This is a genomic window from Desulfobacula toluolica Tol2, assembly GCF_000307105.1.
Taxonomy (GTDB): domain Bacteria; phylum Desulfobacterota; class Desulfobacteria; order Desulfobacterales; family Desulfobacteraceae; genus Desulfobacula; species Desulfobacula toluolica.
In genome coordinates, this window is sequence record NC_018645.1 from 743,000 (window position 1) to 768,007 (window position 25,008).

A 25,008-nucleotide genomic window follows, 5' to 3' on the forward strand; every position below is an offset into this window, starting at 1 on the left:
TCCTTCCAGCGCTGTTCTAATTGTCCTCAAACCCTTGATAATCCCTGCTTGAGCTCCTTTATCCCGACTCGCAATTTTTTTTTATAAAATTTGTAATATTCCGCTTTTTTCCATTTCGTTTTTCGACATGTTTAGCCATTCTGCATTTTTTTTATAATGGTAACCAATTTTTGAATGTTCAGCTTTGATATACATGCTGAACTCAGAAAGTTTAATTGCTATCACTCCTTTGGATCTGTAGAGATCAGCACCATCCAAATTTATCTCTTTTAAATTTGCAGTGCTAAGGTCAGTTCTCCTGAGATCAGCACCGGAAAAATCAGTGCTGATAAATTCTGAATTTTCATCAAATTTTGCATCAGCTATGTTGGCGCCTTTTAAATTGGTGTATCCAAAACGTGCCCCTCTGAAATCGCATTCTCTGAGATCCGCACCGTTAAAAGACGTATAGCCTAAGTTTGCATTACGGAAGTCAACATTGTCGAAAAATACCCCCATAAAATTTGCATCTCTCAGATTGGCATTTTTAAAACTTAAAGGTTCATATCTATTGGTCGCACCACTGAAATCGGCTCTTTCAAGGTTTGCACCTTCAAAATTGATATGTTCTAATTCCGCACCTCTAAAGTCCGCTTCATGCATTTCCCCTGAGTCAAAAATAGCATCTTCAAAATTGATATTCTTTAAAAGGTGACCATTAAAATTTGCATTGAAAATGAATTTCTTTCTAAAATCAGCCGTAATAAGATCAATATTTTCGGACACGGCTAATCTTATAAAATCATTTAAATTGGTAATGCCTGGTGCCTCAAAAATTACCTCTCCTGTAAATCTGTCGTTGATTTTCATTTTTTCTCCTGTTTGATTACATTTGAGTTACCCAATGAATTATATGCATTGATTGAATCTAACAACAGCGAGGTCTAAAAGCCTTGATGTTAAGCGAATAGTTGGAAATGGAGACCATACCAAACCGGGGGCAAGCCCTAATCGTGGGGCTTTGCACCCCCCTTTTTTTCGTTCAGCCAAATACTTAAACAAGGTCCTTTTTCCAATTCCAACCATTTTGCAAACTTCAGCTGCAGTTTTTTCTGAATTTTGGTAAAGTACACATGCCTGCTCAATTTTTTCAGGATCTATTTTTGGGCTTCATTAAATTCTCCTATTATAGTTTTTAACCTTTATTTAATAGGGCGGTAGCTGTGGCTTCGTTTGTTAGGACAAGATTCGCAGCTTTGTGTTTCATTATTGTTTTAAGAGGGGCTATCTTGTGTTCACCGATACCGATAATTACTATACCAAGTCCGACGTTATCCTGGTTTGCAGCGATGCTCTTAAAAAAATTTAAATTGACACCGATTGGTATGCGGTAATTGATTTCTGTTTCCTGAAAATCATGATTAAAAATCACGCCGCCGAGATTTCCAACTATTGCGTCTATCTTTTGGTGATAGACTTTAATTTTCTCTTCATTAGTATCAATCTCGGAAAATTCTGGCAGTGTTGATCCAATTGATGTGATGAGGGTTACATTATTTATAAATATAGGTTTATTATTTTTTTTAAAAGAGTGATCATATATATTCCCATATAAAAATCTTAACGTGTTGTCCATCCTCAATAAAGGTTTACAAGACATCAGTATGTCTTTTGAAGAAAGTTTGTTGTTCAGGTCAACGATCATTGCTGGGCTAATGATTGATGGTGCTGGCTTTGCTCCGGAGTTTTGAGCAAAGGCAAATGCGTTGCGATTTGCACTGTTTTCGATTATTTTGGAATACGGTAAGTGACTTTTATTCTTGCCAAATACTTGCTTCAAATAGTTCAGTGGATAATCTCCAGACAGTGGGTAAACAGTGTTCTTTTTATTATTTCCAATAGACCCCATCGAGTTCGCTACTTTTCTAAGTGTATACCCCCAACTGGTGATGATCGTCTGATTTGATTGTTTTCTTAGATTAGTTGTTAAGTATGATGCAATTTCACTGTATGGATCACATGCATCCTTGAATACAATGCATCTGCTTTTGAAAAGTTCAAATAGACTGTTTTCAAGTATAAAGTTTCTATTTGGAAGTAAGTCTTTGTATTCTTCAGGTATTTTTACCTCCGTCTTGATAAAACCCAAATCTTCTGCCATCTCCAAATATCGTTTGATTGATGTTGGGCTTTTATCTAATAAATTAGCAATTTGTTTCTGATTGTATAATTTCTTTCCGGTTTCTTGATCCTTCTGAAAAGACAGAAAAGCGGTTTGAATACATAGTTGATGTTCTTTTGATTTTGTCATTTTTCTTTCAATATTGTTATTATTGACATTAATAAAAAGAATACCCTAAATTATATTTTTTTGCAAATTATATTATTTTTAATATATTGTTATAATCTCTTTTTTTTGTTAATATCCCCATAATTCACCTTTGCTTAGGGCATATGGGGTTCGATGAAATTTGAGGCATTAGGAACGAAAATGACCAAAGTATCTTAAATCAAAGTAGAATTAAAGGGAGAGCATAAATTTATGTCTAAATTTATTGGAGTTATTGGAGTTATTGGAGTTTACCTTATCTATGGTATGTTTAAATTTCTTTTTGTAATATTCGCTGTTACAATAGCTTTTGAAATTAATGAAATCGTTGGTTCTTACACTACTTCAGATAAAATAAATATGAGTAAAAATAATGAAGAATCCTTTATGGAAAAATATGATCGTGGATGGATATTAGGGATAGGGGATGATAATGGTCGTATCGATGCTTTCGAAATTGTTAAGGTAAATGGTTTTGCCAAGCTTGATATTCAAGATTTAGTACCTTCAGTTTTGAAATCGAAGGAAGAAAAAGTGGCAGGTGGGTTAAACGAAGAAGTTCTTATGGAATATTTGAAGGACGCAAAAAGGGTAAAACTATCCAAATATGAGGCAATTAATTTAATATATCCAGAAGCAACACGTATGTATGCAAGGCGTGTTGCTGGTGTTAACTTCCCAAAGAACATTGAGTATTTCAAAAATGGAGAAAAAAAATACAAAGGATTTTTGAACAATGGCAAAGCGCATGGGCAAGGAACTTTGTATTATGAAAATTCCAATCCACAATATGTAGGGCAGTGGAAAGATGGGTATTCTCATGGGGTTGGAACACTTTATTATGAGAATGGTCAAAGATTTTATGAAGGCAGTGTCAAAAATGCCGAAATGCATGGACAAGGTACCATGTATTATGAAAATGGTTCAAAGTTGTTTGAAGGTTTTTTTAAAAACGGAGAAATGGATGGTCGCGGTGTTATGTATAATAAAAAGGGTCAAATACAACGCAAAGGACAATGGATAGAAAATAAATTCATAGAAAATAATTTAGTTGAGCTTTGGCTTGATAAGGCATTTGAAAAATTTCATGCTTATGTTTTTGGGGGTGAAGAAACTGAGATACTTGGAAAATGGCGATATAAAAATGAATATTGGGATGTCAAATATATATTGATGAAAAAAAACGAAAAAACTTTTTTAGTTAAAGAATTTAGAGATGGACGTAGCTCAGAGTATGAAATGACTCAAAGTATATATTTAGAACAGCAATTTTTTAAATATAAAAAGAAAATGGATTTCGGAGAATCTTACTTGCTCGATAGTGATACTAATTTAGTTGTTTATAATAACGGAAAAATCGTTGACGTAATAATGCAGGGTCTATTGTAAAAAAAAACAGGAACATCTGATATGAACATACGGGTCAAAAAAATGCGCTCGTTAAACATTATACAGGGTATAAATCACGGTTGTTGTAGCAAAAGTTAAAATTAAGGCTTATGTTTTACTCAATACATGATAAATATACAAGGAGATGAAGATAATGAATATATTTCTATTCACCAGAATTCAAAATGAAAATGACGCCCTAAAGACCATCAAGGATAGCTCAATGGTATTTTTCTTTCTGATAGTCTTATCCGTTTATCAGGATGCCCAAAGCATTATTTTATTTTATGTTCGTATTCCAAGTTTAGCAATAGCTTTCGAAGAGTGTCATTTGAAGTTAGTAATACGTCATTTCATTATCTATACAATATCAACGATCATGCTTTTAAAGTGGAAATCAAGAGTTACAGCTATTTTGCTATTTTTATTATCATTATCAAGCTTGGTGAATACAGGCTGCTATAGCTATATTTATATAATTTGGATTATCATTCAAGTAATTGTGTTTTGGGCAGCGATTCGTGCAGTTGAAGCAACATTTAAGCTGCATGGAAAATTTACAGCAAAAATTCATAAAAAGCACTCCGACTATCATCATAAAAATAAAAATATTGAAAAGCCTTATACGGATATTAAAATTCAAACGATAATTTTATCCATTACGGGGATTATTTCTTTCCTGATAATAATTTTTCCTCCAGTAATTTATCCATCAAAAGGAGATAAGGGATATGCCTTTATTCTTAGAGAGTATGCAACTGTGAATACTAAGTTACTGCTTGTTCAGATTATTGTTTGTATCCTCTTGGGAAGTATTTGTTATTTAATTTTAATTTTCAAAGATTCCAAAAAAAAATTATGGAATGCAAACTTTTCATTTACTATTGGCAACTTAATTCAAAATAAACTTCCAAATTTATTGAAAATATTTATCAAATTCTTCATAATTCTTTTTGTCTTTATTTTTGATTGTATACTTAGGGCATACATGAGAGAAGAGGACATCACATTCATTATACCAGAGATAATATTAGCGTTCGGCCCACTCGTTATAATAATTGTTGTATGGAAATATTTTTTGCCTTTAGAGGAAAAAGGGTTCATTCCAACAAAGGTACAAAAGAGGGATTTATAAAAATCAACGCTTACATCATGGTCAACCAAATAATCTTTCGGTGAGTTCTTGTATTTGAGATACCATAGATATGCCAGGTATAGCCTTTCTTTTATGGCTTGATTTATTTCATTTTTTAGAGTGTCGAGGTCATCGGTGCTGGCCAATAGATCTACCACAAGATTCCCCCAATCAAGGTCTCCGATTGGTTCAGGTATTTTGTAATCCATAGCCTCCTCCCAAAAAGTTTGTTTTTGGGAGAATTCTATATTGAAACCTCAAATCGGTTAAGAGGAGAGGAAGGTGCCGTTACGGATCAGACGCTCCGTGATCCTAATTAGCTTTTTGATCTGTTCCAATGTGAATATCCTTTTTACCCCTATTTTTTCAAATTCTGGATAATAACCTCGGTATATTCTTTGCCTGAAAGTATCAGGTGAGATTTTCAAAACTTTACATACATCACGGGTCATGTAATAATCTTTTGTTTTTAAACCAAGGTCGTTAATGTTGGATTCGGGTTCTTTGAAATAGGGTTCTGGAAGGTGGATATGCATTGAAAACAGTTGGTTAAGGGGGTTTGTGAACTTCGAATCCCTATCCTTGCGGGTATTTGTCCGATCCCATGGGCAAGTGCACCTGTACGCAGCCCCAGATTCAAAAATACAGATCAAAAATTTCAGGACCGCTTCTGGACAGAATAGATATCCAGATTGAAGTACCCAGAGTCGAGTATAAAGATCTTGCCGGCGGAACTGAAGGTGAAGGATCTTCTCTAATCAGAAAAAGGGTAAATAAAGCCCGGAAGATTCAGGAAGAAAGATTGAAAAAATCAGATTTATTCAGTAATGCCAAAATGAGCAGCCGCCACTTGAAAGTGTTTTGTCCTCTGGATGGCGAATGTGAGAAACTTCTTGAACAGGCTGTTGATGTCCTTGGGTTTTCCGTCAGGGCCTGCCATTCCGTGATACGGGTGGCCAGGACCATTGCAGATCTTGAAGCGGAACCTGAGATTAAGCGGGATCATCTGGCCGAAGCCGTCCAGTTCAGGAGTTTTGACAGGGGATCTGGACAATCATGCTGAAAACAGTATTAACTGCTACGGGCAGAACTGATATTGATATCAATCCATGAGCTGTTCAAGTGTGATCCCCATGGTATCGGCCAGCTTTTTTATCAGGTATTCGTATTCATTCCAGGGGATGAGCTCAACTGGTTTAATATGTCGGTTCACAGCAATTCAGAATATGCCAGGGGAACCTGGTTCAAGGAACGCTCAATTGCGGGTCCAATAATTTTTACCGTGGCTGACGGCTTGATTCATAATGCAGATAATATTGCCGGATTTCTGGCCGGGGACGGATATGAAATTTATGCTTATATTGGTGTGAACAATATGAAGATCACGTCTCCTGTGATGTTTGGGGACACCCTGAGGGCTGAAGCAGAGGTCGTTGAGCTTCGTCCGACCAAAAATCCGGAAAGGTTCTTGTTTGTTTACAAAAACAGGGCTTACAACCAGCGTGATCAGCAGGTGATAGAATATCAAACAACAATGATGGTCACTAAAAAAGAGTAAGTTCGGATGTTTTATGGGTTAGGCTTTGCGGGGAAAAAAAGAGATGAAAAAACTATCAATAATATTGGCTTTATTCCTGATGGGGTGTGTTGGAATACCTGAAAATATTAAACCCGTTGATAATTTCGAGTTGGAAAAATATCTGGGCAAGTGGTACGAAATTGCGCGGCTGGATCATTCATTCGAACGGGGGTTGACACGAATAACAGCAGATTACAGTTTACGCAATGATGGTGGTGTCAGGGTATTGAATCGCGGTTACTCGGTTAAAGAAAACGCCTGGAAAGAGGTCGAAGGGAAGGCTTATTTTGTAAAAGGATCTGATCAGGGTTACCTGAAAGTTTCTTTCTTTGGTCCCTTTTATGGTTCTTATATCATTTTTGGCCTTGATCATGATAATTACCAATATTCAATCGTATGCGGCCCTGATAAATCTTATTTGTGGATTCTGGCCAGAGGCCCGGAAATAAATGCAGACTTAAAAAATAAGCTCATTGAAAAAGCAGCAGCATCGGGATTTGAAACGAACAAATTGATATTTGTCGATCATGGATCCCTTTTATCTCTCTCCAGGGGATGACGGGATAATTTTTTAAAAGGGACTGATCTGTTATTTTATCTATTTTTTTGACAAGCTCCCCGATCACAATCAATGGCATGCATAACAGATCAAGCCTTTCAATGCCTTCTGGAGAATCAGTTAGATCGGAAACAACACTTATGGATTGCGCCCTCAATTGGATTTTGTTTAAGCAATCCTGTGTTTTGTTTAATAAATCAGCAAGAATCTCAGTATCATACATAAATAACATCCTTTGAAATTCGCTCTTTCAAAAGAGGACTCAAGTCCTCCCGATAGGTAACAACGTCAACCGGCATTCCAAGGAAATTTTCTAAGCTCATTTTTAAACCGATTCTATTTAAAAGATTACGTTTGCTTAGCTCTACAACAATATCAATATCGCTATCTTTATTGACGGTTCCTCTGGCAACGGATCCAAAAATGCCCATTTTAGTAACCCCGAATTTTTTGGCTTGTTTCTTTTTATATTCTTTTAACAGGGTTATAATGTGTTTTTTATTAATCATCATCCTCATCCGTTTTTTATGTTAGATATTAAAAAATTACCGAACTAAAGTTCGAAAACTGCCAAACCATCCGTAAAAATTTGCATCCATAAAAAATTGATTGTTCACGAGTAATCTTTTATAAAAGTAAGCACCACACGAACTTTATATTTAGGAGTTACCCGTGAACAATAATTCATTTATAAATCAGTTTTCAGAAAATATCAAATTCCATTACACCTGTTTTGATCGGGTCATTATCCGTGGATACATCCGGAATTTTTTCTCCATGGCCTGTGTGGTTCTTTTTCTCAAAGCCATGGGCTTATCAATAAGGGTTTAAGCCTGATTACACAAGGCTTGGCGGTTAATATGTGAAATCCAAAAAACGTAAATTTTTCTCACGTTTTTTAAAAACAAAGCGTATCAGAAAACATATAAAAAAAGAGGGGTGGTTTATGTGTAAGATAGCAGCAGGCACTAAAATTTTGTGTCGCGTAAACAGGACGCTTGATAAGGGGGATTTTTCCATCCTGCATCAGCTCAACTGGTTTAATATGTCGGTTCACAGCAATTCGGAATATGCCAGGAGAACCTGGTTCAAGGAACGCTCACTTGCGGGTCCAATCATTTTTACCGTGGCTGACGGCCTGATTCATAATGCAGATAATATTGCCGAATTTCTGGCCGGGGACGGATATGAAATTTATGCTTATATTGGTGTGAACAATATGAAGATCAACTCTCCTGTGATGTTTGGGGACACCCTGAGAGCTGAAGCAGAGGTCGTTGAGCTTCGTCCGACCAAAAATCAGGAAAGGTTCTTGTTTGTTTACAAAAACAGGGCTTACAACCAGCGTGATCAGCAGGTGATAGAATATCAAACAACAATGATGGTCACTAAAAAAGAGTAAGTTCGGATGTTTTATGGGAATTCGGATGAAGAGGATTGGTATAAGCATTATCCGCCGGCCATGGCCTGAAAAATATGCAGGGTTGCCCCATGGATCAACCGGTCTGTTGATTTGGCAATTGTTTTGTTCATGATGACAAGATAGTTGCTTGTATCCGGAATACCCAGATGAGCAAGTAGGTCGGTAACCCTTGCATCATCCGGAATATTCACATCCATACCGTTTAACGAATCATACCCCGGAAAATTTTGCCCCAGGGTGCCGAATAATTTAACCTTGATATTCAATTGACATCATCCAGTTAAAAATTTAAAGCCGTGTCCATCTCTTCAGGACGGATTAAAACGACTTTATTGTGCGGTAAAAGCGGTTCTTTATAAAAGAATTCAGGTAATCGGTCATCCTCACTGGTTAATCCGGCTTTGCGGTTAAATTCCAATTCTTGTTTTAACACCCTGACGCCAAGGGCCGGGATATCGTCCGGGTCGAGCTGGGCGCCGAATTTGGCATTCATGACATTTAAAAACGCTTCTGCTCCCTCCGGTGTGGTCAAGGCAAAGCTTGCCAGCAGGCACAGGCCTGTACAATCCACCGCTGCCATGGCAATCTGCGTATTCCGGGATGCTTCGATCTGGCCTTCGGGTTTCAAGGGATCAAGGTTCCCGGCCATATATTCTCCCACGACATTCCCGGCCGTATGATCCGCTCCCATGGGGGAGGTGGCATAGGTAACCGCATTTCCCTGCATGCCCCGGGGGTCATAGGCGGCAATGCTTTGGCCCTTGACGGTGGGCACCCTGTGGTGATTGAAATGTTTGCCCACGGCATCCGGGCCGTTTCCCAGTATTTTTCCCAGTTCCGTACCCAGGCCGATCTGTTCGACCATGTCAATGGCGGCCTCGCCATCGCCAAACTTTATTTTTCCGGCATCCATGGCAACGCCTATGCCCACGCCCGTGTTCATAGTATCAACCCCCATATCATCGCAAAGCCTGTCCAGCCTGGCAATGATATCCAGATCGTCAATGCCGGTCATTCCACCCATTGACCAGATGGTTTCATATTCAAGGGAAGAGGTGACAAACTCTCCCTTTTTATCTACAAATTCATTTGAACACCGGATAATGCATTGCGAACACCCTAAATGAGTATTGTTGCCGCCTCTTTTTTTATTCAGTTCGGCAAGTGCTTCCCCACTGATTTTTTCCCAGCCTTCCATCACGCCTGTTGTGGCATTGAGACTGGGGAAAGCCCCCATGGAATTGACAGGGGCTACCAGACCGGCTGTTCCCAGGGCAGGCAGCATCTGCCCGGTCAAGGGGTGGGCTTTGACAGCCTGGGCAAAGGCTTTTGCCGCTTCTTTAAACGCCTGGGGGTCGGCAATGGCATCGGTTTTTTTTCCCTGGCTGTCAATGACAATCGCCTTTAATCTTTTTGCCCCCATCACCGCTCCCATCCCGCCACGACCGGCTGCCCGGCAGGGACGGCCATCCACATCCGAGGCCTGGATGGAGGCGGATGTCAATTGGTATTCACCTGCCGGGCCAATGACCAGAATCGAGGATTTTTCCCCGTAGGTTTTAAGCAGGGTTTGTGTGAGGGGATAGGTTCTCATCCCTTTATATTCATTTGCCGGGATGAGACTTGCCGTTCCCTGGTGGTCAATTCTTAAAATATACAATTCGTCATCATTTGCCTGGCCCTCAATGATAATGGCTGTAATGCCCAGATGTCCCAGGGCAGCGCCGGTGGTGCCTCCGGCGTTGCTTTCCTTTATGCCGCCTGTCAAAGGGCTTTTCGCGCCAATGGACACCCGGCTGGTATTGACCAGACTGGTTCCGCTCAAGACACCGGGTGCAATGATCAGTTTGTTGTCGGGCCCAAGGGGATCACATGTTGGTGGAACCTCCGCATTTATCATTGTTGAGGTAAGTCCTCTGCCGCCAAGCCCCAGGTATTGCTGTGGAACGTCATTCAAATTGATGGATTTTTCGGTCATGTTGACATTAATAAATTTCATATTTGTTCCCCTTTATTTGAGAATAAGTTGATTAAATGGTTTTGGCAGACGCTGCCAGTTGTTTTTTTATCTGGAAAATATTTTTATCGGGGTGATGTTTCATCAATTGCGCTGCTTTTGCCGTGACATGGGCTACGGCAAAGCTGTTGCCCCGAAAGTTTTGTTCCTGGGGCATCCCGGGTATTGCTCTTGGCAGGCCATGGGCACCGAATTCAATTTTTGATTCAGGATGAAATACCATCTGGTCTTTGTCGCAGTCATGGTTCCAGTACACACCAATAACGGTTTGAAAAAACGCGGGAAATATTCTGTCCTCAGGTCCCCTTGCCGAAGCCAGAATAAGTATATTCCTATCATGGGCTTTTTGGCACAAGGGCTTTAAATTCTGAGCAAGCGCTTCGTTTTCCACACCCAGACTCAGGTGGATGATCTTAAACGGTTTGTCTATGGCCCATTTCAGGGCCTCAATCAAACTTGAGGCTGATGCGGTAAGATCGCGGTGAAAAATTTTAATGGCATACAGGTCTGCAAAAGGGGCCTTTTGCCGGATAATGCCGCAAATTGCCGTGCCATGACCGATCTCATCCTTAAAATCACGGGTTTTTTCAATTTGCCCCTTTGAATTGACCCCATACCCGTGTCCGCCGGAAACGGTCTGCACATGGAAATGGTGCGGGTTGACGCCGCTGTCAATAATCGCGATATCAGGATTCATGGTTCAACTCCTTTGCAGGCCCCTGGTATGAAATGCCGTTTTCATCCAGGACAATGATTTTATGGGCGTTTTCAATGGAAGATGCCCGATGGCTCACAAGAAGGATGGTTTTGTCTTTCATCAATTGTCTGAGAGTCTGTTTTATTTGGTTTTCCACCTTTACATCCAGAAAGGCAGTGGCTTCATCCATGATTAACACCTTTGGGTTGAGCAGTATGGCCCTGGCAATACTGAGCCGCTGTTTCTGGCCGCCTGAAAGCCGGGTGCCCCTGTCCCCGATCAAGGTGTCATATCCCCGGGGCAGCGATTGAATAAAATCGTCTATCTGGGCTGCTTCTGCTGCTTTTTCAATCTCTTCTTGGGAGGCTTCTGGTTTGAAAAACCGGATGTTTTCAAGTATGGAGGCGTGAAACAGAAAGGTTTCCTGGGACACCATGGCAACTTGTTTTCTAAACCAGTTTTTATCAAAGGTTTTAAAATCCTGCCCGGCCCAGGTGATGGTTCCGGCGTCAGGATTGAACAGCCTTAATAAAAGGTGGCACAGAGTGGTTTTGCCGACCCCGCTTGGCCCCACCAGTGCTGTGGTTTTTCCTGAAGGAAGTGTAAAGGAGGTGTTGTTCAAAATCCGGGTGTTCTTGTCATAGGAAAAACCGACCCCATTCACACAGATATCCTGTTCCATCTGGGCTTTGGTCAGTATGGTGTCGCCGGTGTCATCAAAACAGGGGGGGATGTCCAAAATTTTTCTGACCCGTTTGATGGCGACCTTGGATTTCTGCAACGACAGAACACCGTCTAAAAGCCCCTGCAATGGACCAAAGACCCGTCCTTGGTAAACTGAAAACGCCACCAGGCTGCCAACGGTCAGCTGACCCTCCAGGACCTGCCATCCCCCGTACCCAAAAACAATCAGGGAGTTCACAATACCAAAGGCCGTGGACACGGAACCGGATACCGCACCAAGGACCTGGTATTTTAAAAGGAATGTCAGGACAGCCGACTGCTTGTCCTTTAATTTGTTCGACTCTGTTTTTTCCGCACCGAACGCCCGTATGACAGCGGTGTTGGAAAGAGACTCAAACAAGAAATGAGCAATATCGGCATTGCTTTTGGCAACATCATTGGAAAGGCTGAACAGTCTGGGTTTAAGCTTTTGCACAATGATCACAGCAAAGGGCAGAAACACCAGGCTCATCAAGGCCATTTTCCAGTTCAGGCTGAACAGGATGACGCCTGAAATCAGGCAGGTTAAAAAGTCAAACACATACCTGGGAAAAATATCCGTGACCAGGGCCTGGATGTCTGCCATATCCGATGCAATCCTTGAATAGATATCCCCTAATTTTTTTTTGGAGAAAAACGTCAGGGATATTTTTTGAAGATGATCAAACAGGTCTTCTCTCATTAAAAAAAGAATTTTCGCAGAATATCTTGTATAGATATAGCCGTTACCCACCCTGATCCCGAAGCTGATGATGAGAAGGGCAATCAGGGCAGCCAGGATGGAAAATAAAAATTGCGGCTGGTTGCCAAGAAAGACCCGGTCAATGAGAATCTTGGCAAAATAGGGCTGTACCATCCCCAGCACGGTACTGATGGTGCTTAAAAAAAGGGAAAAAATCAACACCTGTTTGTGAGGGGCAAGATAGGCCCCCAGATATCTGATCTGGCTGAAAAATGGTTTTTCTTGCTCAGGCTTCTCTAAAGTAGCACATGTATCCACTGTCGCAGTATTCAGGGGTTTGGCGCAGATCTCTTGCATAATCTTTTATCCTGTCGTTTTGGGTATGATTTCTGGTTTTATCCCGCACAGCCTTGACCAGCTGCAGGCTTCCCATTTTTCTGTGAAACGAGGCTTCTCTGCCCACGATTTTGACGGCTGTCACTCCCCAGTCCCTGAAATGACCGAACCCGCAAAGACTACAGGGGCCATTGGGAAGACCGTCTTTTTGAAAGCTTGATCCGCAGTTGTTCTGAAACCAGAGAAATTCTTTGTAATGCGTCATGCAGTAGTCCAGGTTTTTGGAAAAAGACCGGTTTTTTTTAAAGGAGCCGGTTTTTAAGGAGCCAACTTTTAAGGGACCGGTTTTTAAAGAGCTGGAGGCTTCGATTTCCCAGTCCGTAAGGCAGAACGCACCCAATGTATGACTGGTCTGGCAGAACCCTTCTTCAAAATAGCACCCGTCATTTAAGGCAAACACTTCAAATTCCATTTTATCCGCATTTGCTTGAACAATGGATTTGATTTCCGGCAGTGTTAACTGGCGCGGCAGGATGATCCTGTCGACGCCAAGAGAACGGTAAAAGTCGATTGAATGAGAATTAAAGCAACTTCCCAGGCTGGACAGATGAATCCGGACCGGCAGTTTTTCTTTTGAAAGCGCTATCAAAAGATTTAAATCCGATACAATCAGGGCATCCACACAAGCCTGGTTCACAATTCGATCACACAGTTTTAAAATACAGGCAATGCCTTTTTCAGGGTAAAAGGATGCATTCAAGGTGATGCTCACCTTGACGGAGTTGTTGTGAGCCGCGGTTGTGATTTTTTCCAGGTCTTCCCATGACGATAGATTTGCCTGTTGGGGACTCCTGCGGTTCATCCATAACCCCTGACCGAAGATCTCATCCCACTCAGGAGTTCGAAGGCCGCAATACAGCTCGTCCGCGCCGTTGTGCAGGAGCATGTCAAGTTCTGAAACATTGCTGATGGGCGTGATGATTTTCATAGAAGTCCTCCCTGATAAACCAGACGCAATCCCTGGTGCCGGGCATTTTCAAACAAAGACCTGAGCATGGCAGGGGTATATTGATAAAAGATGGTATTGCCGTTCTGAAACAGTTTAAAGGCAAGATTTGAATGTTTCAGCAAAAGACTTTGCGTGGCGCATGGAGACGAACATTTGCCTGCGAGTCTGAACCGATTGCCGGGGGTCTGGTTCAACCCGGCGGTAAAACAGACCCTGCCCGTGGTGACATATCCAAAAGGAAAATATACAGCTGTCTTGAGTCTGGACGGGGTTACAAATCCAGGGTTTGCATAGGGCAGAAGATCCTGTTCAAGCCGGTGAACGCCAAGATTTTCCGCCAGAACCTGAAGGTTTTCGTGGCGAAATGAGCAGTCGTTTAAAAGTCCTCCCATTTCTTCTGAAGCTGCAAGATCTTTATCTTTGAGCCGGGGATCTTTAAATCCCCTGTTGAAAAGTCTGCCCATGGAGAGTTGAAAATTTGGATATTGTTTTTTCAGGAAAAACAACACCCCTAAATCATTGACCACCACCTCGGCTTCTGGATTCCATTGGTTTAATCTGTCAAACAACGGCGTGCAGTGTTCAATCCCCTGGTCTGTCAGAACCGGTGTTAAAAGGGTGAGGGATAGATTTTTTTGTTCTGCAAACCCGCACAAACAAGACAGTTCCTGCGGGTTTGGCAACCGGGTCGGGCAAAATTCATCTCCCACATAAATACGGTCCAAAGAGGACAGGGCCTCATCCGGATAAAGGTCTTCCGAACTTGTTTCTGTGTAAATGGTGTTAAGTTCCTGCATAAATCCATCAGGAAAATCCTTTACACTGTTCCTTGTCATGTGCCATGCCACTTTCATGTTCACCCCCTTTTTTCTCTTGAATCAACCGGCCTGGTTTTCCTGGGCGCTTACTTTTTCAAAAAACTTCTGCCCTTTTCTCATCTCATGGTTATGGCAGTCCTTGCAGGGTTGGGAGGCAACGTTTTTGATCAGTTTGTTGTGTATTCTGACCTGATCGCTTTCTTTATGGTTTTCCACATTCTTGCAGCTGAAACATCGGCTGTTGGGCACATGGCTCCAATATCCTGGTTCCTTTCCTTCGTCCAGGAACAACGGCTCTTCCTTGGGTTTAATGGGTTCATTGGGATCTCTTTTGAAATGTTCCACAGACAGCCTGAGTGCGGATTTATTCATGTCCATCCATCCCTTGAATCCTTTGTCAAAATGGCATCCTGCACAATTTCCATGATTTTTAGCCGTACCGGATGCTTTCCAGTTTTCAATGGGCGCTTTCATTTCATGACAGACCACACAGGTTTTATCCTGAAAATACACAACGGACAATTCGTGGGCACCGAACCCGACAACAGGAATCGTCGCCAGCAGTATGATCAGGATTATTTTTTTGCTTTGTTTTAAGTGTTTGATAATATTCATAGTCTTATTCCAATCTTTTTAGAGTGCCTTGTCACGGTTTATATGAAAGAACTTATAACCAGTTGTAATCAAAACTCTTTCATTTTTTGTTGTGGCAGCTCAATCTGCCATGGCCGTTAATGCGTCGGTATTTTAATGCTCTTTTGCAGGCCGGGACATTCCAGGAAACCGTTTATCTATTATCCATGAACGGTTCCCGGAATGTTCTTTAAACTGATTTTGCATCACAGGGCTTGGTGCCGTGTGAAAAACGCTATCTTTTGGTAAAGCGGGTCATATACTCTCCGTCTGCCATGAGCGGAATGACGCTTAACAGTTCAAGTGTTTTTGTATCATACACACTGATATCCGGACCGGCAGGACCGACATAAATCTTTTTGCCGTCCGATGTCAGGGCAACCGTGTAATTGGTGCCTGTTTTCAAAGGTACGGCCTTGACGGTCTCGCCGGTTGCCATATCCACTTTTATCAGCTCATCCATAACCGCATAGATGAATTTTTTATCCGGCGACAATATGCTGGAGTAGGCAAACCAGACATCTTTTCCCCGAAGAACACTCAATTTGCCGGTATTTTTATCAATGATAAAGTACCCCAGTCCCTGTGCGTCATAATAGGGGTTTACAAAAATGCCATGATCTCCGGGGCTGCCGGGCTGCCAGACCACCAGGGAATTTCTCATGTCCTCGGGTTTTTTAGTGTTTAAAAGCCCCATCATCTGTTCTGTTTTGCCGGTTTTAAGGTTTAGTTTGAGGATATCCAGACCTACCAGAACCAGATGGTCCGGGTCATTGATAAGGGTGATGGGTGAAGAGAAACTGGCAGGGATAGGATAATTTTTTACCATTTTTCTGCCGGCAATATCATATTCTACAAGTTGGGGCGGCAGAACATTGAGCTTGGGAATATTCTGTTTTTTCTTTGTAATGGAACAGCACATGTAGAGCTTTTTTCCGTCATTGGAAACCGTTATCCCGAATACGGACACCTTGCTCAATTCCGAGGAAAAAGAAAGGGTGTCTATCAATTTGTCAGTGGCCGTGTCAATGACATATACAGACTGTACGGCATTCAAATAGTATCGTTTGCCGTCCGGAGAAAACGCTGCTGAAAGAATCGTGTCATTGTACGGTATGGTTTTGATGATGGTGTCGGTGTCACAATCAATAATCTGCAGGCCATTTGAAACCGGCGCATAAATAAAATCCTTTGCCCAGGCCCCCTGGGAAACCAAGGTCATCAGGATAAAGGTGATGATGGATATCAGTGCAATCTTGCTTTTATTCGGCCTCATTGGTGGTATCTCCTTTTTATCGTTTGATCACAAAATTCAAATTTCTCCAATCCTTCTCAATGGCCTGGCATTGATTCTGGAAATCAGGAAAATTGGTGACGCTGTCAGGTGTCTGGGCCGGCCACCAGCAGGACCCGGAGCAGGCAGTAAAGTCTCTTGCGCTTGACAGGCAGTTGCTCATGGGGGTTTCAGCACGCGGGTTTGTTTCCCAGCCCGTATCAAAAATCGTGGTGCATCCGATGGGCATACCTGTCATGATATTGTCATCGGCCATGCCTTTGACCTCATGTTCAATCTTTTTTGCTTTTTTATTAATGGGTTTGAGATCTTTTTTTTTCATTTATTTCTCCTTATTAAATCCTGGATTTTGTTAAAAAGTTTTCTGCGAAGAGACAGGATTAAAAAATGTAAACAAGCCGCAGATATGTCCAGGAGCCTTTTGTGAAAGCTTCAGACTCTACGTCATGCATGTAGCGCAAATTGACCATTAGATTTTCCTGCAGTGCGTAGCCCAGGTTAAAGCCCAGTTTTAAATTTTCTCCCTGGGTGCCGTCAAGGGAGACGCCCTTGGATTCAATATCGTCAAAGTCTTTCCACCAGGCACCTTGAATTCCGACACGAAACTTTTCCGTAACCGCATAGGCAACCGCCGCCTCAAGCTCAATCGCATCCGAGACATCGGCACCAGTGGCATCCTCGTCTTTTTGCCAGTAATTTAAGCAGACATCCAGGGAATAGGGGCCGGGATACCAGCCAAAGGCGACCTGGTGTTGAAACCACCAGGAATCATTGCTGACGTCATCGGAACCGGTAGGGGTATAGGCAAATTCCCAGAAAGAGAGAAACAGCTGGTCTTCAAAATTCTCATACAGGAAGATAAAAGGGCCGACTACTAAATCCCCCACACCCGTTGCCGTGTCTGCACCATCGGTGGCAATGTCTAAAAGCGGGACAACGGCATTGACCCCCCAGGTTTTTCCCCATACTTTTCCCGCAAAATAAACAGGTCTGAATGCGGCATAGGCAACATCGACGCCGATATCCACTGTGGTGCCGTCTTCGGTTTCATATTCCGGCAAATGCTGATAGCCAAAATAGTTGATAAGGACTTTGGTTCCCACAGGCGCGGAACTATTGTCCAGAGGGTCTAATACATCTGCCTGACAGATGGTACTGATTGCCATAAAAAATAAAATGCTGCATAAACACGTTAATCGTTTTTTCATGAAATTGCTCCTGCAAACCGTTAAGAGTTTATCCGTTCTTTTTACCCGATCAAACCAGCGGGTTAAACAAGGGTTCATGCCCTCTGAGCATGGAAAGTTTATCCAGAAAAGAGGGGGCTTGTTTCATTAATCTGCCATACACATTCAGCCCTGTGGCAATCCAGGTTTTAATCCATTGGCAATAATGCAGATTGGGCAACAATAGATCACCTTCCCTGATTTTTGCCTCGTGGTAACACCCCCCTGCACAGATGGAGGCGGCCCAGCATCCTTTGCAGTCGCTTTTTTTGTCCAGTCCCGCGTCCAGCCTGAATGTTCCAAGCTTTTCCCGGTCAAGGCCGTCAAAGATATCCCCCATCCGGGCGGAATCATCATGGGTCAGTCTCTGGCACAGGAAAAGACCGCCTTTGGGATCAACTGAAAACATGCCGATCCCTGCGCCGCAAGGGTATTGTTTTACTTCCCCCTCATGCAGCGTTACCAGCAGGTCCACCAGATTGGTGAATCCCAGGAATTCATCTTTCAGGGCAAGGTTGATGAATGTCTCGGACAGGTGTACAAATTGTTCAAGTAAGGACGTCATCTGGTGGGCATCCAGTTGAAAATCCGTATCCATGGTCGTGACCGGTGCAAACCCGACTTCTGAAAATCCAAGACCCAGAAGATGGTAAAGGGTTCTTGAAATATCCTTTGCGTCTTTTGCCAGCGTTACCCTGGCCACCACAGGTTTCGGGTTTTCTTTGCCGAGAAATTTTTTTATTTTCGGCAGGATGACTTTATAGGAGGGAGAACCGTCAGGAAACTGCCTGAAACGATCATGCACCGCTTCAAGCCCATCCAGGCTGACCGTGGTGCCGATTTTGTTTTCATTCAGGAAGTGTATGGCTTTATCCGTTAAAAGCGTGCCATTGGTTGTCATGGCATATTCGATGGTTTTAGCGTTTTCCCGTGCTTTTTCATTTGCATAGGTGACGGTTTTGGAAATGAGGTTTAAATTGAGCAGGGGTTCTCCCCCGAAAAAGACCAGAACAAGCTCCTCAAGTCCCCTTGAATGCTCAAATAAAAAATCAACTGCTTTTTTTGCCACCTTAAACTCCATTGACAAATCCGGTGTTTTGTTCAAACCCAATGATTTGTTTGTGTTTTCGGGATTGTGATAGCAATAATGGCATCCCAGGTTGCAGGCTTCCGTCACATGAAGCACCAGTGTTTTTAAGGGAATCTCAGGAAAATGTTGCAAGGGTTTGTTTTCAGGCAGTTCTTGTGGCGCCAGAACCCGGTTCTTTGCAAGATCGTTCCATAAGCTGTCTTTATCGCTCCGGGTTCCTTTTAAAATGGAATAAACGTCTTGTTTTGTGAACGTGCGCTGACTGATGTCATGATTAAGAATGGCCTGTGTTTCAGATCCGGTTTCAATTTCAAATATGGAACCTGTCTGTGTCATAAAAACAAACTCATTCCCATTGGCCTGAAATCTTTTATGGTCGGCAATTTTCATCATTTCCATGACGTATCCTATTTCAAGTGAGTTATATAATCCGGGACCGTCACGGCAAGGCGGACCCTGTCCGTAAGTTGTCTGCCCTGGTCTTCAAACATTGCATTTACGGCAATGAGGCCAACACCTTCTCTGTTCTGTTTTCTTGTCTTTATGGGACCATAGGTTGATGTCGGGGTGTAAAGTCCGTTGATTAACGGTACATTCAGATATGCCATATCATCATCGTCTTCACGGGTTTTTTCTTCTTCCAGTTCCCATTGGGCGGTTACAGGGTCCAGAACCAGGTCATCCGAGGTTCCTTGTTTTCCATCCGCTCCAAAATTGATTCCCCTGGCAACAAACTGAACGCCCTGGGGAGGATATGCGGCACCGCTGCTGACCCGTGCCCGTCCGATCCTGGGCGATACGCTGATGGCATCTATCTTGTCAAAAATTTTGAGACCTTTAAAATTCAATTTTTTAACGCTTACATCTGCCAGGCCGGTGGCGGCACCGGCTGCCACAATGACATTGCAGACCAGTTCCGAAGAATTTGTTTTTACGAGGCTTGTCACGGTGATATTGGGATCTGAAAATCGAACGTCGGTTTTTGAAATGTTTTCAGAAAGCCCAACCCCCACCAGTGTCAATGTCTGTTCCGTGCCGGGAAGCACCCTTAATGACTGTGGGAACGAGGCTATAATTTTTGGCGCACTGGTGGTTTTATAAAAAGCTTCATTGCCATAGGCATTTGAATCCTGAACAACCGTCCACCATTTTCCCTTAAATCCCATTGTGTCGGCATTAAGATCAAACACGCCTTCGACTCTTCCGGTAAGAGGCGTAGGTGCCAGTGCATATCTTAAATGATACTCACTGAAAAGTGTGCCTTCACCCTTTGTGGAAATATTGAGGCCGCTTTTGTATTGAATCTTTTTTTCAATGAAATATTCGTCTTCACCCTTGGCCAGGTTGGGCTCAATGGTATAAACTCCTTGATAATATCCCATGCCGGGCTGATATCCCGCCACATTCCACTGCCCTGTCAGATCCTGGTCTTTTCTGTTTTTAAGCCATTTTTTATACTCCGGGGTGTCAAAGGCAAATAATTTGGACAGGGGTTCATTCAGCGCTTCGGATTCCTTGTACCAGTCCATTTCACGCATCTGGGGAATGACGGTAGGATAGTATCCAAGATGAAGGTTCCTGTTTTCATTCCATTGATCTTTTGTCATTTTGTGGGATGCGATCTTGCCAAAGGTATGGCATCTGACACAGGCCGTATAGATCCTTGTTTCCAGGTCATTTTTCGGAATTTCCCGGTATTGGCTGTTTTCATCACTGTTTAAATAAGCAACTTTGTCGGATTCTTCAGGGGTAAGGCAAAGGGTTTTACTCAACTCCTTTATGACGGGGTAGAACTCTTCGTCTTCCAGGGGCGCACTGTTCAGGCGGATCATCCGGTCGACCACGACTTTCCATTCTTCCGTCGATTTTCTTGTCTCTTCAATCACTTCAAGGCGGCCTTTGGTATCCGGCTTATGGCAGGCGGCACATTTTTGCCTGACCATGGAAGTGTCCCCAAATAAGACATCTCCATAGACGGTAGATCCTGCAAGTGGATAAATACCCAGCAGGACGAACATCGTACTTAATCGAATTAATTTTCTCATGAATCCTTTCTCCTTAAGATTAAAACGTATTAAAGTTTATCAAAGACCCGATCCAGATCTTTATTGAGCATGCCTGAAAAAGGGTAATTACAAGTTGTATGCCATCTTGGTGATACGGATGATGCAGGAGGTAGAAGACTTTTGGGCAAGTTGCTGAAAATATGGAACATAGATCATATGATTTCGTTTGTACAAAAGACTTTTAAAACGTGTTTCTATAAAATCCAAAGGGGTTTAATTGTGTTTCTTGAACAGGATGCGGGAAAAGTCCATATTTTTGGATTTTTGAATCCCTTTTAAAAAAATAGACAGAAAAATGTGTTGCCGGATATTCCCGGCAATACAGCGAAACACAGGCAATTCAAGCTGAATAAAAGGAGTGTCCAAAAATTTGGACAGGAGTAACCGGGTCTTTGGATGTTTGATTATGGCCCGTGAAAAAAACAAAGACCCGTTTTCAACAAAACCCGGGCTTCGTGGACAAAAGTCCTTGCTGCTGTCGATCCTAAGAAATTCGTTAAACTGTGTTCTGAATTGCCAGAATTACTTCTTGAATAAAATTTTTATCTATGTAAAGTGTTCCTAACAGAGTGATTGATTTTTCTTTTTTTAAAAAGGATTTCGGGATTTTCAACATGATATTGGATTCGGATAATATGAAAATGGTAAGGGTATACAGTTAGGATTTTACAGGCTTGATCTGGATACCACCACCAAATTATTGATAGCATGAATGATATCCAGATCTTCACATTTGCTTGTTAGTGTTAATACTAAATTTTGGAAAGCTTGCATGCGTTAATATTGTGGCATGATGACATTTTAGCAAGCCACAGCATCGGAAGAAGGGCATAATCATGTTTTTAATTGACATGTCCTTTAATGGGTAACCCGGTATCATTCTTCAAAGAGGATTTCGTGGAGAATTATAAATGATTGGATTGATAAAATTTATGTAACTGGAATATATTATGCGGATTAGTATAAATACCGATTTTGAAAATAGAGACTTAGTTTTAGATGCTTATCGTAAATTAAAGCAAAACACATATCATGACACAGTAAATCTGTTTCTTAGAAAAAGAATTGCTGAATTTGAAACATCTAAAAATTTTGAACAGCAAATAGATAAATTAACAGAATATGTATCCGATTTAAAAAATGATTCAGATAAAATTCCTTCTGATGGTATTTTAAATACACTTTTAAAAAAAGTAGATGTTTTATCTCTTCCCAAAAAGATTAAAAATGATAACAATAGCAACTCAAAAGGCATTTTTATTTCAAATGATAGAAGCCAGGTTGACTACGATCTTGAAAGTGTAAATTACTTTATAGATGCGCCTATTGCTTTGTTTATTTTGGATGTCATCTGGAGTTTGAAAGCAGGTGTTATTCTTGATAGAACATTACATGAAAATTGCCTTGGTAATCGATTAAAACATTTTGAAGATGATAAATATAACAAATCCTCACCGTTGTTCAAAATATTCCATACTCAATATAAAGATTGGCGGGATAATGCTCTTAAATGTGCATTGAATGAACTTGATAATAAGAAAGATATATTATTTATCGGGTTGGATATTAAAGAGTGTTACTATCATTTAGGAACGGATTGGAAGGGGATTAAAGATTATCTTAAAAAATCTGTTGTTGATCAAAGTGAGCTTGTTTTTCTTCAAAGTTTAACAAATGTGCTTCGTGAAATTTATACGAAATATCATCAAATAAGCTCTCCTTTGCTAGAGAAAACACATAAATCCGCTTCAGAAATTCAGGGTTTGCCTATAGGATTAACATCTTCTCAAATTATTGCAAACTGGATGCTTAAAAATTTTGATGATAAAGTAATAAAAAAACTACAGCCATCTTATTACGGGCGGTATGTTGATGATATACTGATTGTTATGCAATCTCCTGACAAAGAAATTATTCAAGGGAAAAACGATACACTAATTAAAGAACTATTTGTAAAAACAGGGTTGTTGGAGCAAAAAAAGAACAAGACCGATTCAGATAAACCCACTGAGTTTATTTTAAGTGTTTTAAAAAATCTTGAAATCCAACAAGAGAAATTTGTGATCCAGCATTTTGATCATAAACATAGTCGTGCAGGATTAAGCGAATTTAAACGTGAAATTGATGAACAAGCCAGTGAATTTCGTTTTTTACCAAGAGGGGATGACCACCGCGGATTGGATGAGTGCGCTTTTGATATTCAATATAAAGGCTCCATTAATAAATTACGTAGTGTGATTGGGCTTGAGGAAAACAGTACAGAATTGTCAAAATATCTATCCCGCAAAATTACACAACATCGTTTATGTTCTGATGAATCAGTGTCTGAACATATTGATCAGTTATTTCGGTTTTACAAAGGGAGAAATATTTTTGATTTTTGCAGGTTATGGGAAAAAGTATTTATATTGTTCCTGACAAATAACAGGGAAGCCGATTGCGCAAAATTTTATAATACCTGCAAGGTAACAATAGAGAAATTAAAGTATAACGATGATGAAATTTTAAAGAAAGTTACCAATGATGCAAATTTGTATCTGAACGCTTCTCTTTCATTGACATTAGCTTTACGAGAGAAAGATGTTTTAAAAAATTTAAAATCAAAAAACCTGAAAAAAATCATCAACCCTGGAAAGAATAAAATAAAGATGATTCAGGATTTAATGATATCATTTCGTGAATCAAACATGCTCAGGCATCATTTTGTATCATCTCCGTTACTTAATTACACCGATTATTCAGGTAATTATTTAGAGTTTTCTCCGGCAGAATATAAAGGTCTTGAACTATCTGATAAAAAAGAAAAGTTCTCACCAAGGTATATTCATAATGATGAACGGAAATTGTTTGATATCTTCGATAAAATAACTCAAATTGAAAAAGGCAAGCCCTTAGAGTTTTTATTGGATGAAAGTAATGAAAATGTTCCATTTGTTAAACACAATTCTGATACATCAATTCCTGATACATCAATTCCTTTTATTGATGTATGTTTTAAAACTCCAGCAAAAGAAAACATAAGGATTGGGATCGTAAATCTTAGGGTTCCTGAAGAGGATATTGGAAAAAGTTATCATCCTCGTAAAAAACCAAATGTCAGTATGGATAGGCAGAGTGTCCTTTATGATTTAATAAATGAAGCCATAAAAAAACCAAAATGCGACCTGGTTGTATTTCCGGAGTTAAGTATACCGTTAAAATGGCTATCCCTAATGATTAATCAGGCAAGGAAAAATCAAATCGGTTTGGTTTTTGGCTTAGAATATTGGGTGGTTGATGATGTTGCCCTGAATTTAATTGTAACTGTTTTACCCTATAAAAAAGATGGTCAATATTTATCAACCTTTGTTTCGCTTCGAATAAAAAATCATTATGCTCCTTTAGAGGAATTCAATCTGAAGAGCGTTGGGTATTCACTCCCTGAAGTTAAAAAGTATTATGAAAAGTATTGCTGGAACGGTTGCGCTTTTTCTGCATACTATTGTTTTGAACTGGCAAATATTCACCATCGGGGACTTTTTCGTTCTGAACTTGATTTTTTAATTGCATCTGTCTGGAATAAGGATATTAAATATTATTCCAATATTATAGAATCTGTATCCAGAGATTTACATTGTTATGTTATTCAGTCTAATACTTCACATTATGGTGATTCGCGAATAACAGCTCCTCAAAAAAATGAGGTTATGGATTATGTTCGTGTCAAAGGCGGTACGAATCCAACCCTGTTAAAATCTAACTTAAATCTTGAAAAATTAAGAAATTTTCAGAGCAGTTTATATAGGCCTGATGATAAATCCTTTAAACCAACGCCTGCGGGATATAATCATGATAAAGCACGAAATAGAGCTCGGTGTGAAGTTTGTAAGTATCAATTATAGTGGACCCCAATGTCAAGACAGTTTTTCATTCAATTTAAGCGTCATTTTCCATTTTGAAAATGTTCGTAATTCTGTGTCACGGTTCGGCGTTCAGATTTGCTTCGGCGACTAGCGGAAGTGGAAACCAGGCCCTGAGAATGGGC

24 protein-coding genes and 1 pseudogene are annotated in these 25,008 nt (G+C 40.9%); 9 read left to right on the forward strand and 16 right to left on the reverse strand.

The features are described from left to right. Nucleotides 1-81: 81 nt before the first annotated feature. The 3 genes from TOL2_RS23385 to TOL2_RS03415 are packed head-to-tail and all read right to left on the reverse strand — an operon-like array spanning nucleotide 82 to nucleotide 2,290. Nucleotides 82-849 carry a pentapeptide repeat-containing protein gene (locus tag TOL2_RS23385; RefSeq protein WP_014956146.1) on the reverse strand — a complete coding sequence of 256 codons (768 nt, stop codon included), beginning with the start codon at nucleotides 847-849 and terminating at the stop codon, nucleotides 82-84. 39 nt (nucleotides 850-888) lie between these two features. Further along, a complete protein-coding gene (locus tag TOL2_RS25920) occupies nucleotides 889-1,140 on the reverse strand; it encodes a hypothetical protein (protein ID WP_148278186.1) in 252 nt (83 codons plus the stop codon). Between the two features lie 34 nt (nucleotides 1,141-1,174). Further along, nucleotides 1,175-2,290, reverse strand: a complete 1,116-nt coding sequence (locus tag TOL2_RS03415) for a sugar-binding transcriptional regulator (protein WP_014956147.1) — start codon at nucleotides 2,288-2,290, stop codon at nucleotides 1,175-1,177. A 231-nt stretch (nucleotides 2,291-2,521) separates the two neighbouring features. Here TOL2_RS03415 and TOL2_RS23390 point away from each other — a divergent pair, with 231 nt between their 5' ends. The 6 genes and pseudogenes from TOL2_RS23390 to TOL2_RS03440 all read left to right on the forward strand — a co-directional run bounded on the left by TOL2_RS23390 (nucleotide 2,522) and on the right by TOL2_RS03440 (nucleotide 6,970). After that, nucleotides 2,522-3,697: an MORN repeat-containing protein gene (locus TOL2_RS23390; RefSeq protein ID WP_014956148.1), complete on the forward strand. Its 1,176-nt coding sequence runs from the start codon at nucleotides 2,522-2,524 to the stop codon at nucleotides 3,695-3,697. A gap of 154 nt (nucleotides 3,698-3,851) precedes the next feature. After that, entirely contained in the window at nucleotides 3,852-4,832 is a 981-nt protein-coding gene (locus TOL2_RS03425) for a hypothetical protein (protein WP_014956149.1), read from the forward strand. 580 nt (nucleotides 4,833-5,412) lie between these two features. Further along, nucleotides 5,413-5,541, forward strand: a pseudogene (locus tag TOL2_RS25740) (ATP-binding protein); the annotation flags it as partial. Further along, nucleotides 5,524-5,895 (forward strand): magnesium chelatase subunit ChlI family protein, encoded by a 372-nt coding sequence (locus tag TOL2_RS03430; protein WP_269764200.1) that lies wholly within the window; start codon nucleotides 5,524-5,526, stop codon nucleotides 5,893-5,895. The pseudogene TOL2_RS25740 and the gene TOL2_RS03430, both read left to right, overlap by 18 nt. A gap of 33 nt (nucleotides 5,896-5,928) precedes the next feature. Then, complete coding sequence (locus TOL2_RS03435; protein ID WP_014956152.1) at nucleotides 5,929-6,390, forward strand: hotdog family protein; 462 nt, start codon at nucleotides 5,929-5,931, stop codon at nucleotides 6,388-6,390. Between the two features lie 43 nt (nucleotides 6,391-6,433). Then, nucleotides 6,434-6,970, forward strand: a complete 537-nt coding sequence (locus tag TOL2_RS03440) for a lipocalin family protein (protein ID WP_041279231.1) — start codon at nucleotides 6,434-6,436, stop codon at nucleotides 6,968-6,970. Between the two features lie 215 nt (nucleotides 6,971-7,185). Here TOL2_RS03440 and TOL2_RS03445 read toward each other — a convergent pair whose 3' ends face one another. Next, complete coding sequence (locus tag TOL2_RS03445) at nucleotides 7,186-7,482, reverse strand: nucleotidyltransferase family protein (RefSeq protein ID WP_014956154.1); 297 nt, start codon at nucleotides 7,480-7,482, stop codon at nucleotides 7,186-7,188. 160 nt (nucleotides 7,483-7,642) lie between these two features. Here TOL2_RS03445 and TOL2_RS24765 point away from each other — a divergent pair, with 160 nt between their 5' ends. Continuing rightward, on the forward strand, nucleotides 7,643-7,801 hold the full coding sequence (locus tag TOL2_RS24765) for a hypothetical protein (protein WP_158406055.1): 159 nt from the start codon (nucleotides 7,643-7,645) through the stop codon (nucleotides 7,799-7,801). 115 nt (nucleotides 7,802-7,916) lie between these two features. After that, nucleotides 7,917-8,372: a hotdog family protein gene (locus TOL2_RS03450; RefSeq protein ID WP_041279789.1), complete on the forward strand. Its 456-nt coding sequence runs from the start codon at nucleotides 7,917-7,919 to the stop codon at nucleotides 8,370-8,372. 47 nt (nucleotides 8,373-8,419) lie between these two features. Here TOL2_RS03450 and TOL2_RS03455 read toward each other — a convergent pair whose 3' ends face one another. The 12 genes from TOL2_RS03455 to peaA form a co-directional block, all read right to left on the reverse strand. Then, nucleotides 8,420-8,659, reverse strand: a complete 240-nt coding sequence (locus TOL2_RS03455) for a MoaD/ThiS family protein (RefSeq protein ID WP_014956156.1) — start codon at nucleotides 8,657-8,659, stop codon at nucleotides 8,420-8,422. A gap of 14 nt (nucleotides 8,660-8,673) precedes the next feature. Then, nucleotides 8,674-10,392, reverse strand: a complete 1,719-nt coding sequence (locus tag TOL2_RS03460; RefSeq protein ID WP_014956157.1) for an aldehyde ferredoxin oxidoreductase family protein — start codon at nucleotides 10,390-10,392, stop codon at nucleotides 8,674-8,676. A gap of 31 nt (nucleotides 10,393-10,423) precedes the next feature. Then, nucleotides 10,424-11,107, reverse strand: a complete 684-nt coding sequence (locus TOL2_RS03465) for a S8 family serine peptidase (RefSeq protein ID WP_014956158.1) — start codon at nucleotides 11,105-11,107, stop codon at nucleotides 10,424-10,426. Further along, nucleotides 11,097-12,869: an ABC transporter ATP-binding protein gene (locus TOL2_RS03470; protein ID WP_041279233.1), complete on the reverse strand. Its 1,773-nt coding sequence runs from the start codon at nucleotides 12,867-12,869 to the stop codon at nucleotides 11,097-11,099. Before TOL2_RS03470 ends, TOL2_RS03465 begins: the two co-directional genes overlap by 11 nt. Continuing rightward, nucleotides 12,799-13,836, reverse strand: a complete 1,038-nt coding sequence (locus tag TOL2_RS03475; RefSeq protein WP_014956160.1) for a U32 family peptidase — start codon at nucleotides 13,834-13,836, stop codon at nucleotides 12,799-12,801. The genes TOL2_RS03470 and TOL2_RS03475 overlap by 71 nt, the downstream gene beginning before the upstream one ends. Next, the gene (locus TOL2_RS23395; protein ID WP_014956161.1) at nucleotides 13,833-14,711 is read right to left on the reverse strand and encodes a hypothetical protein; all 879 of its coding nucleotides are present in this window, start codon (nucleotides 14,709-14,711) and stop codon (nucleotides 13,833-13,835) included. The genes TOL2_RS03475 and TOL2_RS23395 overlap by 4 nt, the downstream gene beginning before the upstream one ends. A 24-nt stretch (nucleotides 14,712-14,735) precedes the next feature. Then, entirely contained in the window at nucleotides 14,736-15,290 is a 555-nt protein-coding gene (locus TOL2_RS03485; RefSeq protein WP_014956162.1) for a NapC/NirT family cytochrome c, read from the reverse strand. A 253-nt stretch (nucleotides 15,291-15,543) separates the two neighbouring features. Then, nucleotides 15,544-16,584, reverse strand: a complete 1,041-nt coding sequence (locus TOL2_RS03490; RefSeq protein ID WP_014956163.1) for a quinohemoprotein amine dehydrogenase subunit beta — start codon at nucleotides 16,582-16,584, stop codon at nucleotides 15,544-15,546. 16 nt (nucleotides 16,585-16,600) lie between these two features. After that, a complete protein-coding gene (gene qhpC / locus TOL2_RS03495; protein WP_014956164.1) occupies nucleotides 16,601-16,924 on the reverse strand; it encodes a quinohemoprotein amine dehydrogenase subunit gamma in 324 nt (107 codons plus the stop codon). Between the two features lie 58 nt (nucleotides 16,925-16,982). After that, nucleotides 16,983-17,810 (reverse strand): transporter, encoded by an 828-nt coding sequence (locus TOL2_RS03500; protein ID WP_014956165.1) that lies wholly within the window; start codon nucleotides 17,808-17,810, stop codon nucleotides 16,983-16,985. A 49-nt stretch (nucleotides 17,811-17,859) separates the two neighbouring features. Then, nucleotides 17,860-19,317: a radical SAM/SPASM domain-containing protein gene (locus tag TOL2_RS03505; protein WP_014956166.1), complete on the reverse strand. Its 1,458-nt coding sequence runs from the start codon at nucleotides 19,315-19,317 to the stop codon at nucleotides 17,860-17,862. An 8-nt stretch (nucleotides 19,318-19,325) separates the two neighbouring features. After that, complete coding sequence (gene peaA, locus TOL2_RS03510) at nucleotides 19,326-20,963, reverse strand: quinohemoprotein amine dehydrogenase subunit alpha (protein WP_014956167.1); 1,638 nt, start codon at nucleotides 20,961-20,963, stop codon at nucleotides 19,326-19,328. A 971-nt stretch (nucleotides 20,964-21,934) separates the two neighbouring features. Here peaA and TOL2_RS03520 point away from each other — a divergent pair. Next, nucleotides 21,935-24,865, forward strand: a complete 2,931-nt coding sequence (locus TOL2_RS03520; RefSeq protein ID WP_014956168.1) for a reverse transcriptase domain-containing protein — start codon at nucleotides 21,935-21,937, stop codon at nucleotides 24,863-24,865. The last annotated feature ends 143 nt before the right edge of the window (nucleotides 24,866-25,008 follow it).